This is a genomic window from Spirillospora sp. CA-108201 (assembly GCF_050936235.1).
Taxonomy (GTDB): Bacteria; Actinomycetota; Actinomycetes; order Streptosporangiales; family Streptosporangiaceae; genus Spirillospora.
The window spans coordinates 5,566,063-5,581,296 of record NZ_JBNJNE010000001.1; the positions used below are offsets into that span (position 1 = coordinate 5,566,063).

The window sequence follows — 15,234 nt, forward strand, 5'->3', positions numbered from 1 at the left end:
TACCGCCGGAGGTCCACCCCGCCAGGTGTCGTCAGGTACACCTCTCGCTCGGGTTCTGGGCCCAGTGCCGCCGGGGGCGCCCGGCGGGAGGCTTGATCACGTTCAGCGGACGAGCTTCCAGGAGGAACCCATGTCGCGGATGTCCCTCACCGCCTCACTCGCCTCGGCCACCGCCCTGGTCGCCGGGGCGGCCCTCGCCGCCGCCCCGGCCGCGAGCGCCGCCCCGTCCCGGGGGGCCCACGGGCTCGACCGGAAGGTGCGGACGGCAGCGGACCGGCTGGTCGCCGACGGCGCGCCCGGCGTGATCGTGATGACCCGCCGCGGCGGACGCGTCTCGCACGTGACCGCGGGCGTGTCCGACAAGGCCACGGGCGCCCCGATGGACCACCGGCTGCAGCTGCGGATCGCGAGCGTGACCAAGTCGTTCACCTCGACGGTCGTGCTCCAGCTCGCCGCCGAGCGCCGGCTGTCGCTGGACGACACCGTCGGCCGGTGGCTGCCGGGGACCGTCGCGGGCAACGGCAACGACGGCTCGAAGATCACCATCCGGCAGCTGCTCGCGCAGACCAGCGGGCTGAACGACTACACGCCCGACCCGCGAGTGATGTCCGACCCCGCGCGGGCCTGGACGCCGGAGGAGCTCGTCGCGATCGCGATGGAGAAGCCGCCGCAGTACGCACCAGGGACGGGCTGGAACTACTCCAACACCAACTACATATTGGCCGGGATGGTCATCGAGAAGGCGACCGGGCGCTCGGTGGGCGCCGAGTTCCAGCGGCGCGTCTTCACGCCGCTGCGGCTGCGCCACACGTCCTACCCGACGACCGATCCCTCGTTCCCCGGCCCGTACGTGCACGGGTACTACGGCGACTACGGGGACGTGAGCACGCAGATCAGCCCGTCCAGCGCGCGGACGTCCGGCGGCATCGTCAGCACGGTCGACGACGTGGCCCGGTTCCACCGCGCGCTGTTCACCGGCCGGCTGCTGCCGGCGAAGCAGATGCGCGAGCTGCGGAACGTCCGGCCCGTCAACGACGACGGGATCGTGGAGGACTACGGCCTCGGCGTCGCCCGCATCAAGTTCTCCTGCGGGTACGCGTGGGGCCACGACGGCGGCTTCCCCGGCTACCGGACCTGGACCTACACCAGCGCCGACGGGCGCAGCCAGGCAGTCATCACCTACAACGAGTCCAAGCTGGAGTACGACAAGGCCTTCCGGGCCGACCTCGCCAAGGCGGCCGACACCGCTTTCTGCGCCTGACCCGGTTCCTTGGGCGGGTGCCACGGCAGCCGCCCGAGGAACCGTCCCGGCGTGGTGCTCGGTTATAAGCAGATGAGCAGCGGACGCAGGCTTTTGTTCCTGCGCACTACAGAAGATGGGGCCCGGCGATCTGCGGGCCGCGGCCGACGGGGCCGGGTGGCCGCTGCCGGACGAGGTCACGCTGGTCGCCGTCGAGCCGGACGCCCCCTGCGTCTGGACGGCGCTGGACGAGGACGTCCTCGCCGAACTGGAGTGCCCGGAGCCGCACCTGCTCCTGCCCGGCCCGTTCACGGCCGGGCGCCGCGCGATGCTGGACGAGGCGCTCCCCGGCCGCCGGATCGCGGTCGGCCCCGCGATGCCGGTCGGCCAGGCCGCCGACGCGCTGCGCTGGGCGCGGCAGGCGCTCGGCCTCGCGCTCGACGGCGTCCTCGCGGGGCCGGTGACGCTGTGCGAGGAGAACCTCATGACGCTGTGGCTGCTGTCGGACCCCGCGCCCGCCGAGCAGCTGACCCGGCGGCGGCTCGGCATCCTGGACGGCATGACCCCGGGCCGGCGGGACCGCCTGACCGAGACCCTGCGGACCTGGCTCGTCACCCGCGGCACCGCCGCCCCGCCCCCGCCCCGCTCCGCCCGGCGGCGGCCCACCGCGCGCCCGCCCGTCCGCGCCACCATCGACATTTGGGATGATTTACGGGTGACCGTCACGAAACGGACCCGCCTGATCTGCGTCGCGGGCGCCGCCCTCGGCACGCTCGGCCTCGGTGCGTGCGACTCCTCCGGCGCGGGATCCGCCGCGAAGTCCGCCGAGGGGCCCGGCACCGCGGCACCGGCGCGTCCCGGCGTGCCCTCGGTGCGGGGCCTGCCCTCGTCGCCGCCCCCGCCTCCCTGCACGCCGGAGGGCATCGCCGTCTCGATGAACGAGCCGGACGCCGCGATGGGCCTGCGGGCCGCGCGGATCGAGCTGCGCAACTGCGGGCGCCTCCCGTACCGGCTGAACGGCTACCCGGCGCTGCGCGTCCTCGACGAGAAGCGGCAGCCGTTCAACGTGACGACCGTGCGCGGCACGCGGCAGGTGAAGGACGCCGGGCCGAAGCCGCTGACGATCCGGCCGGGCCGCACGGCCGAGTTCGTGATCGTCTGGCGCAACACGGTCACCGAGGCCGACACGGTGGCGGTGGCCGGGACCTACCTCGAAGTCCGCCCCGCGCCCGGGCGGCCCGTCGTGATCGTCCCGGCCGACGGGCCGATCGACCTCGGCAACACGGGCCGCCTGGAGGGGACCGCCTGGCGGCTCCCGGCCTCCTGACTCAGCGGGCCGGCGCCTGGACCCTGCCGATGCCGAGCGTGTTCTGCGCGGGCATCAGGCCCGTCTCCAGCACCTTCACCAGGATCGGCATCGTGAGCTGCGCCAGCCGGTCGGCCTTGGCGGCGCCGAGCGTCCGCCACGGCTCGTAGGCGAGGTCGTCGGTCGTCCGCTCCACGTCGTCGCGCAGCTCGCGGCCCCGGTCGGTCGCGGCGCCGTCCGCGTCGACGAGGCCGCGGGAGGCGAGGCGTTCGCGGGCGGCGGCCCACTCCTCGCCGGTCCAGCCGCGGCTCGCGAACGTCTCCTCGGAGGCGGCCCCGACGGCGGCGAACGACACCAGCGCCTCGACCGGGTCGAGCCCGCGGGTGAGCAGGGCGGCCACGTGCCCGTCCCCGCGCTGCTCGCGCAGGATGCCGATGGCGTGCCACAGGGCGAGGTGCGGCTCGTCCGGCCAGGGCAGGTCGGCGTTGGCGGCGGCGATCGGGCGCCCGGCGGTGCTCGCGGCCTCGGCGGCGGCGCGGGCCAGTTCGGCGGCCTCGGCCAGGTCCGCGTCGCCGGCTCCGTCGCCGAGGAGCGACCGGTACGCGCGGTCGACGGCGCGCAAGCGGGCCTCCAGGACGCGGCCGGGCGGCGCGACCGCCCAGGCTGCGGGGACGTGCTCGGCCACCATGCGCGGGCTGAAGCTGTAGAAGGCGGCCGACACGGTCCGGGCGCCCGCGGCGCCGAGCGGCGCGGCGCGCCAGGCGAAGTAGCTCGGCCAGCGCGTCTCCACGTCGTAGCCGAGTTCCCGCGCCTCGGCGAAGACCTCCGGGGCGTACCAGAACAGGGCGTGGAGGGGTTCGAGCTGGTGCCACATCTGCCGTGCGAGGCCGGGGTCCTCCGCCATCACGCGGTCCTCTCTCTCGGGATCACCGCCACTCTATCTTGACATTGCCTAGATTGCGCGGATCGCTCCCCCGGTTCCTCCCGACCGGCCATCCGCCGGGCGGCGCGCTGATCTGGGACGGCGGGACGGGCGGCGCCCCGCCCGGACGGGGATGCGGCACCGCGGGCAGCGTGCGCGGCCGGGACGGCAGGACGGGCGGCAGCTCGCGGGGCTCGCCCGATCCGCGCGGCGTCCGGGCGCGGGAAGCGAGCGGGGCCCGGCGCTCGTGGCGGGGGAACGCGAGCAGCGCCAGCACGGCCAGCCCGACGCCCGCGGCCCGGAGCCCGAACGGACCGGGCTCGCGCGGCCACGGCTCCGCGTACAGCAGCGTGGCCGACAGCAGCAGGTGCGTCTTCGCGGTGACCGTGACGACGGTGACGATGACGGTGAGGCGGCAGCGCTGGAGCCCGATCGACAGCAGCCCGACGCCGAGCACGCCCGCGAGCAGGAACAGGTACGGGTGCGGCGTGGACGGCACGTCCGCCGCCCGGCCCGCGGCGAACATCATCGCCATGCCCTGCCCGAAGACCTCGGTCGCGCCGAGCAGGACGCCCGCGCCGATCCCGTAGGCGATGCCCGTCAGCGGGCGCGCGTGCCGGCCGCCGACCGGGCGGTCGCGCACGCAGAACATCCACAGCGGGACGGCCAGCGAGGGCACGCACACCAGCGCGGCCTTCCACAGCGGCAGCGCGGCGGCGGCCGCCCCGACGCGGTGCGAGGCCGCCCCGCCGTGGCCGGGCCACACCGGCAGCACCGACAGCGCCGCGGTGACCATCGCGGCGACCGTGATGAGGACGGCGAGCCACTCGCGCGAGGTGGGCCGCTCGCCGAAGCCGCTCATCCCGACGGCCAGCAGCGGGACGAGGCCGAGCCCGTAGGCGGGCAGCGTCGCCGCGACGGGCAGGGAGACCAGCGCGGTGGCGCAGAGCCCGAATCCCGCCATCAGCACCGCGAGCCCGGCGAGCCAGCGCGGGCTCCGCACGAGCAGTCCGGCGGCGTGCAGTGGATGGCGGCCCGAGAGCGGGCTCATGCGCCCCGTGGCCGTCTTGAACAGGACGTACGCGACGATGTAGACGGCCTGCGCTGCGCAGGCCAGGACGACCGCGTGCATGGCGCACCTCCCAGGGGTGGGGCCCCAGCGTGACATGAGGAAGGTGTGCGGTGATTCTCGCCGGAAGACGGAGAAGTTCCCGGTTCTGTGCGCCCGGGTGAGTAGTGCCCCACGCGATGGAGATGTTTTTCATGATGTGCGGTTGGAGCGGCGAGTCCTGCCGTAAGCTCCGCCACCTGAGGCCGACCTGGCACGGAAAAGGCCATGATCAAGGCGCCCGTCGCGCCGCCTGGTCGCTCAGCGCAGATGAATGATCGCGGAACGCTTTCCGAACCGAGTGTGGTGATGCAGTGACCGAGAGGATGGAACGGCTCGGCGAACCGATCGGTTTCGCCGGGGAGGGCGACGGCGGCCGCCGCGCCCGCCGCGCCGTCCGCGAGCGCGCCGCGAAGGTCTTCGCGGACGAGACGCTCCTCGACGATGTCGAGCTGATGACCGCCGAGGGCGTCGCCAACGCCGTCCTGCACGGCTCCGGCCTGATCAGCGTCACCATCGCCACCGACGGCGGGCGGCTGCGCGTCGAGGTGTCCGACGACGGCCCCGGCCGGCCCGACCCGGCCGGCCCGCCCCGCCTCGACCACGGCCGCGGCCTCACCGTCATCGACGCCCTCGCCGACGAGTGGGGCCTCGACCAGACCCCGCACCGCACCCGCCTCTGGTTCCTCGTCGACGGCCGCACCCCGCCCGCTCCCGTGTGACCCGTGTGACTCTTGCGACCCGTGTGACCGGTGCGACCCGTCAGGCGGGCAGGGCGCGGCGGAGCACCTTGCCGGTGGGGTTGCGGGGCAGGGCGTCCAGGAAGTGGACGTCGCGCGGTACCGCGTAGCGGGCCAGACGGTCGCGGACGTGGGCGCGGACGGCGTCGGCGCCGAGGGCCTCCCCCTCGCGCAGGACGACGAACGCGGCGGCGCGCTGGCCGAACTCCGCGTCCGGAACGCCGATCACCGCGACCTCCCGCACCTGCGGCAGCTTCTCCAGCACCTCCTCGATCGCACTGGGGAAGACGTTCTCCCCGCCCGAGACGATCATGTCGTCGTCGCGGCCGTGCACGAACAGCCGGCCGTCGTCGTCGAGGTGGCCCACGTCGCCGAGGCTCATCAGGCCGTCGCGCATCTCCTTGGCGTCGCCGCCGGTGTACCCGGCGAACGGCAGCTCGTTCGCGGCGAAGATCCGGCCCGTGACGCCGGGCGGGACGGGGTCGCCCCCGTCGTCCAGGACCGCGACCCGCGTCCCCGGCGGCGGCGTGCCCGCCGTGCCCGGACGGGCGCGCAGGTCGGCGGGCGTCGCGATGGTCACCCAGGACGCCTCCGTCGACCCGTAGAGGTTGTAGAGGACGTCGCCGAACTCGTCCATGAAGGCGCCGGCGAGCGTCACGGGCAGCGCCGAGCCGCTGACGGCCGCGATCCGCAGCGAGGACGTGTCGTGCTCGCGGCGCGCGGCCTCCGGCACGTCCAGGACGCGTTGCAGCATGACCGGGACGGCGACCAGGGCGGTCGCGCGGGTCCGGTCGATCGCGCGGAGGGTCTGCTCGGGGTCGAACCGGGCCCGCAGGACGATCGTGGCGCGCAGCGAGACCGCGATCTGGAGCATCGCGTAGCCCCAGGTGTGGAACAGCGGCGCCTCGATGAGCATCCGCTCGTGCACCCGGTAGGGGATGCGGGACAGGATCGAGGCCAGCGGCGACAGCCCGGGGCGCGAGTGCCGGTCGGCGCCCTTGGGGCGGCCGGTCGTGCCGGAGCTCAGCACGATCGTCCGGCCCGCTCTCTGCGGGGGGCCGATCGGCGCGGCGGGCGCCGTGACGATGAGGTTCTCCAGCTCCGAGGCCGTCCCGCCGGCGGTGACGACCCGCACGGTCCCCGGCACGGCCGCGGCGAAGCCGGCGAACTCCGCGTCGGCGATCACCACCTCGGCCTCCTGCTGCCGCAGGACCGTCACGAGCTGCTCGGTGCTCATCCCGGTGTTCAGCAGGACGAGGTCGCAGCCGCGCTTGCTGCACGCGACGAGCGCCTCGACCATGCCGCGGTGGTTGCGGCACAGGACGGCGACGCGCGGCGCGGCCCCGGGGCGGGAGCCGGAGCCGCCGAGGGCGGCGGCGAGCCGGTCGGTGCGGGCGTCGACCTCGCCGTAGGTCAGCTCCCCGTCGTCGTCGACGATCGCGACGGCGCCGGGGTCGCGGGCGGCCGCGGAGGCGAGCGTCCCGCCGAGCAGGGTGCCCCAGCGGCGCAGGGCGCCGAGCTGGCGGGCGACCCGCAGCGGCGGGCCGGGGCGCCACAGGCCGCTGCGGGCGAACATCCCGCCCGCCCGCGCGGCCGACACCGTGAGGCGCCCGAACTCCGCTCGTCCGCTCATCTGCCGCCTCCGGGGTACGGGGTTGGGGTTACCGACCGTACGGACGGAGGCGTCCGTCCTCTTCTGACTCGGCCCAGCTCTTCGGCCGGGCTTTTGTCAGGAGCCTGACAACGCGCGGCCCTCCGCGGCGGGCACCGGGACGTCCCGCTCCGCGGGATCCGCCGGCGCCCCGAGGTCGAGGCTGTCGCGCAGCGTCACCGGCCTGAGGCACGCCGCCGCGACGATGCCGACGACCGCGATCGCCGCGGAGATCAGGAAGATGTGGCCGGTCGCGTCGCCGTAGGCGGCCCGCACGACCTCCTGGACGGGCGCGGGAAGCGCGCCGATGTCGAGGGTGCCCGCGCCGCCGCCCGAGCCCGCGTTCACTCCGAGCTCGCGCAGCCCGTCGGCGATCCGGCTCGCGACCTGGTTCGCCAGGACGGCGCCGAGCACCGAGACGCCGACCGTCCCGCCGAGGGAGCGGAAGAACGTGACCGTCCCGCTCGCGGCGCCGATCTCGTTCAGGTGCACCGAGTTCTGCACGACGAGGACGAGGTTCTGCATCGTCATGCCGACCCCGGCGCCGACCAGGAACATCGCGGCGCCGATGAAGACGAGCGAGGTCTGGTGGTCGATGGTGGCCAGCAGGCCGAATCCGGCGGTCAGCACGACCGTCCCGGCGAGGATGTAGGGCTTGACCTTGCCGGTCTTGCTGGCCAGGCGCCCGGCCACGGTGGACGCGCCGAACACGCCGAGCATCATCGGGAACGTGAGCAGGCCCGCCTTGGTCGGGCTGTAGCCGCGCCCGATCTGGAAGTACTGGCCGAGGAAGACGGCGCCGCCGAACATCGCCATGCCGACCGCGAGGCTGGCCGTGATCGCGAGCGCGGTGTTGCGGCGCGCCACGATGTCCAGCGGGACGATCGGCTCCGCCGCGCGGGACTCGACCCACACGGCCGCGGCGAGCAGCACCACGCCGGCGCCGGCCATCGCGGCCGTCTGCCAGGACAGCCAGGCGAAGTTCTCGCCGACGAAGGTGACCCAGATCAGCAGCACGCTGACCCCGGCGGCGATGAGCGTCGCGCCCAGGTAGTCGATCTTGACGTTGGGCCGCCGGACGTGCGGGAGGCGCAGGGTCTTCTGCAGCAGCCCGAAGGCCACGACCGCGAACGGCACGCCGATGAAGAAGCACCAGCGCCAGCCGAGCGAGGAGTCGACGATGAGCCCGCCGAGCAGCGGCCCGCCGACCGTGGCGACGGCCATCACGCCGCCGAGGTAGCCGTAGTAGCGGCCCCGGTCCCGCGGGCTGATCATCGCCGCCATGATGATCTGGACGAGGATCTGCAGCGCGCCGACGCCGAGGCCCTGCACCGCGCGGAACGCGATGAGCTGCGCGGTGCTCTGCGCGAACCCGGACGCCACCGACGCCAGGACGAAGATGCCGACGCCCGCCTGGAGCAGCACCTTCTTGTCGTAGAGGTCGGCCAGCTTGCCCCAGATCGGGGTGCTGGCGGTCGACACCAGCAGCGTGGCCGTGACGACCCAGGTGTACTGCGACTGGCTGCCCTTGAGCGCGCCGATGATCTGCGGCAGGGCGGTGGACACGACGGTGCTGCTCAGCATCGCCACGAACAGCACCAGCAGCAGGCCGCTGAGCGCTTCGAGGATCTGGCGGTGCGACATCGGGGCCGATCTCGCGGGGACCTGCTCGGTCAAGGAACGCCTCCGGGTGAAGTGGGCCGCCGGTGGAAGCGGGCCTCTCCGGGTGAAGTGGGAACGAGGGGATCAACTCCCGTCCCGGATACTTTATTCCCACTGCGCAAAATTTCACGCTGGGCAGGTTCTGGCCCGCTAGGCTGGGGCGACCATGGAGAGCACCGGCGGGCTGCGCGAGCGCAAGAAGGAGGCGACGCGACGCGCCCTGCACGAGGCCGCGATGCGCCTCGCCGTCGAGCACGGCCTGGACGCGGTCACCGTCGAGGCCATCGCCGACGCGGCGGGCGTGTCCCGCCGCACCTTCTCCAACTACTTCGCGGGCAAGGAGGACGCCCTTCTCTACGGCGACGAGCAGCGGATGAACGCCGTGCTGGAGACCTTCGCGTCCCGCCCGTCCGGCGAGTCGTCCTGGACGGCGCTGCGCGCCTCGCTGGACTCCCTGCACGCGGAGGCCGGCGAGCTGGACCCCCAGTGGGCCGCGCAGACGCGCCTCGCCCGCAAGCACCCGTCCGTCCTCGGCCGGCAGCTCGCCACCTACGCCGAGTTCGAGCGGTCCCTCGCCGACCTGATCGCCTCGCGCGACGGCCTCCCGCGCCTGCGCGCCCGCGTCATGGCCGGCGCCTTCATGACCGCGCTGCGCGTCGCGTCCCTGACCTGGATCGAGGAGCAGCCCGTCCGCCCCCTCGCCGAGGTCGCGGCCGAGACCCTCACCGAGATGGCCCGCGAGTTCCGCTGACCGGCGGGGCCCGGCCGCTCACGGGCGGGGGATGTTGCGCAGGTTGCTGCGGGCCAGGTCGAGCATCTTGCCGACGCCGCCGGACAGGACGGTCTTCCCGGCCGACAGCGCGAAGCCCTTCACCTGCTGCGGCGTGATGCGCGGCGGGATGGACAGGGCGTTAGGGTCGGTGACCACGTCCACCAGGTAGGGGCCGGGCGAGGCGAGCGCGCGCTCCATCACGGTGCGCACGTCGGACGGGCGCTCCACCCGCGCCGACGCGATGCCGGCCGCCTCGGCGATCGCGGCGTAGTCGACGGGCTCGTGGTCGGTCTCGTAGGACGGCAGGCCGTCCACCATCATCTCCAGCTTCACCATGCCGAGCGACGCGTTGTCGAACAGGATGATCTTCACGGGGACGCGGTGCAGCCTCACCGTGAGCAGCTCGCCGAGCAGCATCCCGAGACCGCCGTCGCCGGACATGGAGACGACCTGGCGTCCGGGCGCGCCGAACTGCGCGCCGACGGCGTGCGGGAGCGCGTTGGCCATGGAGCCGTGGACGAACGAGCCCATCACGCGGCGGCGCCCGTTCGGGGTGATGTAGCGGGCCGCCCAGACGTTGCACATCCCCGTGTCCACGGTGAAGATCGCGTCGTCGTCGGCGAGGTCGTCCAGGACGCCCGCGACGTACTCGGGGTGGATCGGGACGTGCCGGTCGATGTCGCGGGTGTAGGCGGAGACGACGGTCTCCAGCGCCCGCGCGTGCCGGTGCAGCATCTCGTCGAGGTAGGAGCGGTCGTGCTTCTGCTCGACCTTCTCCAGGACGAGCCGGATCGTCTCCCCGATGTCGCCGTGGACCGCGAGATCCAGCGGGGTGCGCCGGCCCGGCTTCGACGGGTCGTCGTCCACCTGGACGGTGTTCCTGCCCGGCAGGAACGGGTCGTAGGGGAAGTCGGTGCCGAGCAGGAGCACGAGATCGGCGTCCTGCATCGCCTCGTGGCAGGCGCCGTAGCCGAGCAGGCCGCTCATGCCCACGTCGAACGGGTTGTCGTACTGGATCCACTCCTTGCCGCGCAGCGCGTGGCCGACCGGCGAGAGCAGCCGGTGCGCCAGCTCGATCACCTCGCCGTGGGCGTCCCGGACGCCGGAGCCGCAGAACAGCATCACCTTCCGCGCCCGGTTCAGCGCGCCCGCGAGCCGCTCGACCTGGTCGGCCGGCGGCCGGACGATCCCCCTGCGGACGAGGAAGTCGTGCTCGCCGGTGGGCTCCGCCGTGTCGCGGCCCGCGACGTCGCCCGGAAGCGTCAGCACGGAGACGCCGCCGAGCCCGATCGCGTGCTGGATCGCGGTCCGCAGGAGGCGCGGCATCTGCTCGGGGGTGACGATCGGCTCGCAGAAGTGGCTGCAGTCGACGAACAGCCGCTCGGGGCGGGTCTCCTGGAAGTAGCCGCTGCCGATCTGCACGCTCGGGATCTGCGACGCCAGCGCCAGCACCGGCGCACCCGACCGGTGCGCGTCGTACAGGCCCTGGACGAGGTGGGTGTTGCCGGGGCCGCAGCTGCCCGCGCACACGGCGAGCCGTCCGGTGGTCTGCGCCTCGGCCGCCGCCGCGAACGCGCCCGCCTCCTCGTTGCGGACGTGCACCCAGTCGATTCCGCGCGTCCGCCGCACGGCGTCCACGACGGGGTTCAGGCTGTCGCCCACCACGCCGTAGATCCGCCGGACGCCGGCCTGCCGCAGCACCTCGATGAACTGGTCGGCGACGGTCGCCATTCGCCTCTCCCCCGCTGAGTCCCCCCGGCACTAGCCTCCGCTCCCGCAATGCCCGATGGCTTACGGCTGACACCGGACATCGGCTGACACCCGCGCCCCACGAGGGTTAAATGGTCAATCCATGAACTAGATCGGGCGGGACGGCGAGCGGATGAGCGCGAGCGCGGGAACATGAGCACCGGCGGCGGGGAGGAACTGGACTTCTGGTCCTTCGTCGATCTCGCGGGGCGGCGGCTCTCGGAGGAGTACGGGTTCCGGCACCGGCTGGCGACGCGGCTGCTGCTGACCCTGAACCGGGCGTCGGCGATCGTCACCTACGACCTGGAGTCCACGGTGCACCGGCCGCGCGGCCACTCCTGGTCGGCGTTCCGGCTGCTGTTCGTGACCTGGCTCGCCGGGCCGCTGGAGCCCGGCCGGGCCGCCACGCTGGCCGGGATGAGCAGGGCCGCCGTCTCCAACCTGAGCAAGACGCTCGTCGCGGACGGCATGCTCGCGCGCACCCCGGGCGAGCGGGACGGCCGGTCGGTGATCCTCGCGCTGACCGAGCGGGGCCGGGAGGCCATGCTGGAGATCTTCGCCGAGCAGAACGAGCGCGAGCGGCAGTGGGCGGACGTGCTCACCGAGACCGAGCAGCGGATGCTCGTCCTGCTGCTGGACAAGCTCATCGCGGGACGCGGGTCGTTCGACGTCCGCGAGCGGAGCTGATCGGGGCCGACTGATCGGGGCCCGACTGATCGGGGCTCGGCCGATTGGGGCCTTCCCCTCGGAGGGAGAACAGCCGTAGGGTCGGCAGAAAGTAGTAAACGCGTTAACCATCGGAGGCGAGGGAGCATGGCCCACTACCGCCGGGTCGGCCACGTGCCGCCGAAACGCCACACCCAGCACCGCCACAGCGGCCACGGGGACGGCGAGGAGCGGCTCTACTTCGAGGAACTGATGGGCGAGGAGGGCTTCTCCTCCGACTCGTCGCTGCTGTACCACCGGGAGATCCCGTCCGCGATCGTCGACTCGCGGGTCTGGGACGTCCCCGACCAGACCACGACGCCGAACCATCCGCTGCGCCCGCGCCACCTGAAGCTGCACGAGCTGTTCCCCAAGGAGACGTGGTCCGGGACCGACGTCGTCACCGGCCGCCGCGTCGTCCTCGGCAACGGCGACGTCCGGCTCTCCTACGTCGTGGCCGCCGCGGACTCGCCGCTCTACCGCAACGCGACCGGCGACGAGATCGTCTACATCGAGTCCGGCACCGCGGCGGTCGAGACCGTCTTCGGGACGATCGAGGCGAAGCAGGGCGACTACGTCGTCATCCCGACCTCGACCACCCACCGGTGGCTGCCGACCGGCGACCAGCCGCTGCGCGCGTACGCGATCGAGGCCGGCGGCCACGTCGCGCCGCCGAAGCGCTATCTGTCGCGCTACGGCCAGTTCCTGGAGAACGCCCCGTACTGCGAGCGCGACCTGCACGGCCCCGGCGACCCCCTCCAGGCGGAGGGCACCGACGTCGACGTCCTCGTCAAGCACCGCACGTCGCGCGGCATCACCGGCACCCGCCTGACCTACGCGCGCCACCCGTTCGACGTCGTCGGCTGGGACGGCTGCCTGTACCCGTTCACGTTCAGCGTCCACGACTTCGAGCCGATCACCGGCCGCGTCCACCAGCCGCCGCCCGTCCACCAGGTGTTCGAGGGCCCGGGCTTCGTCGTGTGCAACTTCGTGCCGCGCAAGGTGGACTACCACCCGCTGTCCATCCCGGTGCCCTACTACCACTCGAACGTGGACTCCGACGAGATCATGTTCTACTGCGGCGGCGACTACGAGGCGCGCAAGGGCTCCGGCATCGGGCAGGGCTCGGTCTCGGTGCACCCGGGCGGCCTCGCCCACGGCCCGCAGCCCGGCGCGTACGAGCGCAGCATCGGCGTCGAGTTCTTCGACGAGCTGGCGGTCATGGTCGACACCTTCCGCCCGCTCGAACTGGGCGAGGGCGGCGCCGCGTGCGAGGACGAGGCGTACGCCTGGACGTGGGCGGGGCGGCGGCGATGACCCCGGTCGCGACCGCTCCGTTCGAGATCCCCCCGTTCGCGCTGGGCCTGTGCGACGACGCCGCCGTCTTCCCGCCGGGGCTCGCGCCGCTGGCCGACGCCGTCCCGGCGCACCGCGACCACCGCGCCGCCCCCTACGCCGCCCTCGTCGGCCCGCTGGTGCTGCCCGCCACCGCGCTCGACGCGCTCTACCCGCTGCTCGGCGGCGGCGAGCCGCTCGACGTGTCGATCACCGCGCCGAGCGGCCCGTGCGAGGCCGCGAAGGCGGTGGGCGTCGCCGCCGACCTGCCCGTGCGGGTGCACGGGCTGGAGGTCGCCGTCCCGTCCGGCATGGGCCCGGAGGAGTTCTTCCGCGTGCTCGGCCGCCCCGGCGCGCCCGTGTACGTCGAGATCCCCCGCGACGAGCGGCGCCCCGCGTTCATCGAGGCGGTCGCCGCGCGCGGCGACCGCGCGAAGTTCCGCACCGGCGGGGTGAAGGCCCACCTGTACCCGGGCCCGGACGAGCTGGCCGCCGCCGTGACGGCGGCCGTGGACGCGGGCGTGCCGTTCAAGGCGACGGCCGGGCTGCACCACCCCGTCCGCAACACCGACCCGGAGACCGGGTTCCACCAGCACGGCTTCCTGAACCTGCTGCTCGCGACCGACGCCGCCCTGGACGGCCGCCCGGACGCCGAGCTCGCCGCCGTCCTCGCCGAGCGCGACGCGCCGTCGGTCGCCGCCCGCGTGGCGGGGCTCGGCGAGAGGCGCACGGCCGCGGCCCGCGCCCGGTTCCTGTCGTTCGGGACGTGCAGCATCACCGACCCCCTGACCGAACTCGCGGACCTCGGGCTGCTCGGGTCCGCACTCCTGGAGACCTCCCGATGACCCGCATCGCGATCCCCGGAGACTCCCCCTTCGGGCTCGCCAACCTCCCGTACGGCGTGTTCTCGACGCCGGGCACGGCTCCCCGCGTGGGCGTCCGCGTGGCCGGCTCCGTCGTGGACCTCGCCGCCGGCCTCGGCGACGCCGTCTTCGCCGCGCCGTCGCTGAACCCGTTCATGGCCCAGGGCCACGCGCGGTGGGTCGAGGTCCGCGAGCGGGTCCTCGACCTGGTCTCCGAGGACGTCCCGGACGAGGCCGTCCACCCGCTCGGCGCGGTGACCCTGCACATGCCGTTCGAGGTCGCCGACTACGTCGACTTCTACGCCTCCGAGCACCACGCGTCCAACCTCGGCCGGCTGTTCCGCCCGGACTCCGAGCCGCTCATGCCGAACTGGAAGCACCTGCCGGTCGGGTACCACGGCCGCGCCGGGACGGTCGTCCCGTCCGGGACGCCGATCGTGCGCCCGAGCGGGCAGCGCAAGGGCGAGACGGCCCCCGCCTTCGGGGAGAGCCGCCGCCTGGACATCGAGGCCGAGGTCGGCTTCGTCGTCGGCACCGGCTCGGCGCTGGGCGACCCGGTGGGCGCGGACGACTTCGGCGAGCGCGTGTTCGGCGCCGTCCTGGTCAACGACTGGTCGGCCCGCGACATCCAGGCGTGGGAGTACGTCCCGCTCGGCCCGTTCCTGGGCAAGAGCTTCGCGACGTCGGTGTCGCACTGGGTCGTCCCGCTCCTCGCCCTGGAGGCCGCCCGCGTCGCCACGCCGCCGCAGGACCCCGAGCCGCTGCCCTACCTGCGCGAGAAGAACCCGTGGGGCCTGGACCTCGACCTCGCCGTCTCCTGGAACGGGCAGGTCGTCTCCCGCCCTCCCTACCGGGAGATGTACTGGTCGCCCGCCCAGATGCTCGCGCACATGACGGTGAACGGCGCCTCGTCCCGCACCGGCGACCTGTTCGCCTCCGGGACGGTCTCGGGCCCGGCCAGGGACCAGCGCGGCGCCTTCATCGAGCTCACGTGGGGCGGCAGGGAACCGGTCACGGTCAACGGCGAGCCGCGCACCTTCCTGGAGGACGGAGACGAGGTCTCGATCACCGCCTCGGCGCCCGGCCCCTCCGGCGCCCGCGTCGGCTTCGGAGAGGTGACCGGACGGATCCTGCCCGCCCGCTGAGTCTCCGGCGGGCGCCGCCCTCGGGGGGCGGCGCCC

At 73.9% G+C, this 15,234-nt stretch carries 13 protein-coding genes; 8 read left to right on the forward strand and 5 right to left on the reverse strand.

From position 1 onward, the window contains the following. The first annotated feature begins 130 nt into the window (after positions 1-130). Both ACQEU6_RS26765 and ACQEU6_RS26770 read left to right on the forward strand, forming a co-directional pair. Entirely contained in the window at positions 131-1,261 is a 1,131-nt protein-coding gene (locus ACQEU6_RS26765) for a serine hydrolase domain-containing protein (RefSeq protein WP_499335787.1), read from the forward strand. Positions 1,262-1,376: 115 nt separating this feature from the next. Then, on the forward strand, positions 1,377-2,567 hold the full coding sequence (locus tag ACQEU6_RS26770; RefSeq protein ID WP_499335788.1) for a DUF4232 domain-containing protein: 1,191 nt from the start codon (positions 1,377-1,379) through the stop codon (positions 2,565-2,567). 1 nt (position 2,568) lies between these two features. Here the strand turns inward: ACQEU6_RS26770 and ACQEU6_RS26775 are convergent, their stop codons facing one another. After that, positions 2,569-3,450, reverse strand: coding sequence for an SCO6745 family protein (locus ACQEU6_RS26775; protein WP_499335789.1), 882 nt, complete (start codon positions 3,448-3,450; stop codon positions 2,569-2,571). Positions 3,451-3,472: 22 nt separating this feature from the next. Next, complete coding sequence (locus ACQEU6_RS26780) at positions 3,473-4,600, reverse strand: hypothetical protein (protein ID WP_499335790.1); 1,128 nt, start codon at positions 4,598-4,600, stop codon at positions 3,473-3,475. A gap of 290 nt (positions 4,601-4,890) precedes the next feature. Between ACQEU6_RS26780 and ACQEU6_RS26785 the strand changes: the two genes are divergently transcribed. Beyond that, positions 4,891-5,298 (forward strand): ATP-binding protein, encoded by a 408-nt coding sequence (locus ACQEU6_RS26785; protein ID WP_499335791.1) that lies wholly within the window; start codon positions 4,891-4,893, stop codon positions 5,296-5,298. Positions 5,299-5,338: 40 nt separating this feature from the next. On the opposite strand, the gene ACQEU6_RS26790 is transcribed toward ACQEU6_RS26785, so the two are convergent. Then, positions 5,339-6,949, reverse strand: a complete 1,611-nt coding sequence (locus ACQEU6_RS26790; RefSeq protein WP_499335792.1) for an AMP-binding protein — start codon at positions 6,947-6,949, stop codon at positions 5,339-5,341. 96 nt (positions 6,950-7,045) lie between these two features. Next, the gene (locus ACQEU6_RS26795; RefSeq protein WP_499335793.1) at positions 7,046-8,644 is read right to left on the reverse strand and encodes an MDR family MFS transporter; all 1,599 of its coding nucleotides are present in this window, start codon (positions 8,642-8,644) and stop codon (positions 7,046-7,048) included. 151 nt (positions 8,645-8,795) lie between these two features. Between ACQEU6_RS26795 and ACQEU6_RS26800 the strand changes: the two genes are divergently transcribed. After that, entirely contained in the window at positions 8,796-9,380 is a 585-nt protein-coding gene (locus tag ACQEU6_RS26800) for a TetR/AcrR family transcriptional regulator (RefSeq protein WP_499335794.1), read from the forward strand. A gap of 18 nt (positions 9,381-9,398) precedes the next feature. On the opposite strand, the gene ACQEU6_RS26805 is transcribed toward ACQEU6_RS26800, so the two are convergent. Next, entirely contained in the window at positions 9,399-11,132 is a 1,734-nt protein-coding gene (locus tag ACQEU6_RS26805; RefSeq protein ID WP_499335795.1) for a pyruvate dehydrogenase, read from the reverse strand. Positions 11,133-11,303: 171 nt separating this feature from the next. Between ACQEU6_RS26805 and ACQEU6_RS26810 the strand changes: the two genes are divergently transcribed. The 4 genes from ACQEU6_RS26810 to fahA all read left to right on the forward strand — a co-directional run bounded on the left by ACQEU6_RS26810 (position 11,304) and on the right by fahA (position 15,198). Further along, positions 11,304-11,837 carry a MarR family winged helix-turn-helix transcriptional regulator gene (locus ACQEU6_RS26810; RefSeq protein ID WP_499335796.1) on the forward strand — a complete coding sequence of 178 codons (534 nt, stop codon included), beginning with the start codon at positions 11,304-11,306 and terminating at the stop codon, positions 11,835-11,837. A gap of 126 nt (positions 11,838-11,963) precedes the next feature. After that, positions 11,964-13,172: a homogentisate 1,2-dioxygenase gene (locus ACQEU6_RS26815; RefSeq protein ID WP_499335797.1), complete on the forward strand. Its 1,209-nt coding sequence runs from the start codon at positions 11,964-11,966 to the stop codon at positions 13,170-13,172. Next, positions 13,169-14,035: a hypothetical protein gene (locus tag ACQEU6_RS26820; RefSeq protein WP_499335798.1), complete on the forward strand. Its 867-nt coding sequence runs from the start codon at positions 13,169-13,171 to the stop codon at positions 14,033-14,035. The genes ACQEU6_RS26815 and ACQEU6_RS26820 overlap by 4 nt, the downstream gene beginning before the upstream one ends. Continuing rightward, a complete protein-coding gene (fahA, locus tag ACQEU6_RS26825; RefSeq protein WP_499335799.1) occupies positions 14,032-15,198 on the forward strand; it encodes a fumarylacetoacetase in 1,167 nt (388 codons plus the stop codon). The genes ACQEU6_RS26820 and fahA overlap by 4 nt, the downstream gene beginning before the upstream one ends. Positions 15,199-15,234: the final 36 nt, after the last annotated feature.

Bases quoted from the DNA above. Each gene is read 5' to 3' on its own strand.
- ACQEU6_RS26765 (WP_499335787.1), top strand. From the start codon at position 131: ATGTCGCGGATGTCCCTCACCGCCTCACTCGCCTCGGCCACCGCCCTG.
- ACQEU6_RS26770 (WP_499335788.1), top strand. From the start codon at position 1,377: ATGGGGCCCGGCGATCTGCGGGCCGCGGCCGACGGGGCCGGGTGGCCG.
- ACQEU6_RS26775 (WP_499335789.1), bottom strand. From the start codon at position 3,450: ATGGCGGAGGACCCCGGCCTCGCACGGCAGATGTGGCACCAGCTCGAA.
- ACQEU6_RS26780 (WP_499335790.1), bottom strand. From the start codon at position 4,600: ATGCACGCGGTCGTCCTGGCCTGCGCAGCGCAGGCCGTCTACATCGTC.
- ACQEU6_RS26790 (WP_499335792.1), bottom strand. From the start codon at position 6,949: ATGAGCGGACGAGCGGAGTTCGGGCGCCTCACGGTGTCGGCCGCGCGG.
- ACQEU6_RS26800 (WP_499335794.1), top strand. From the start codon at position 8,796: ATGGAGAGCACCGGCGGGCTGCGCGAGCGCAAGAAGGAGGCGACGCGA.
- ACQEU6_RS26805 (WP_499335795.1), bottom strand. From the start codon at position 11,132: ATGGCGACCGTCGCCGACCAGTTCATCGAGGTGCTGCGGCAGGCCGGC.
- ACQEU6_RS26810 (WP_499335796.1), top strand. From the start codon at position 11,304: ATGAGCACCGGCGGCGGGGAGGAACTGGACTTCTGGTCCTTCGTCGAT.
- ACQEU6_RS26815 (WP_499335797.1), top strand. From the start codon at position 11,964: ATGGCCCACTACCGCCGGGTCGGCCACGTGCCGCCGAAACGCCACACC.
- ACQEU6_RS26820 (WP_499335798.1), top strand. From the start codon at position 13,169: ATGACCCCGGTCGCGACCGCTCCGTTCGAGATCCCCCCGTTCGCGCTG.
- fahA (WP_499335799.1), top strand. From the start codon at position 14,032: ATGACCCGCATCGCGATCCCCGGAGACTCCCCCTTCGGGCTCGCCAAC.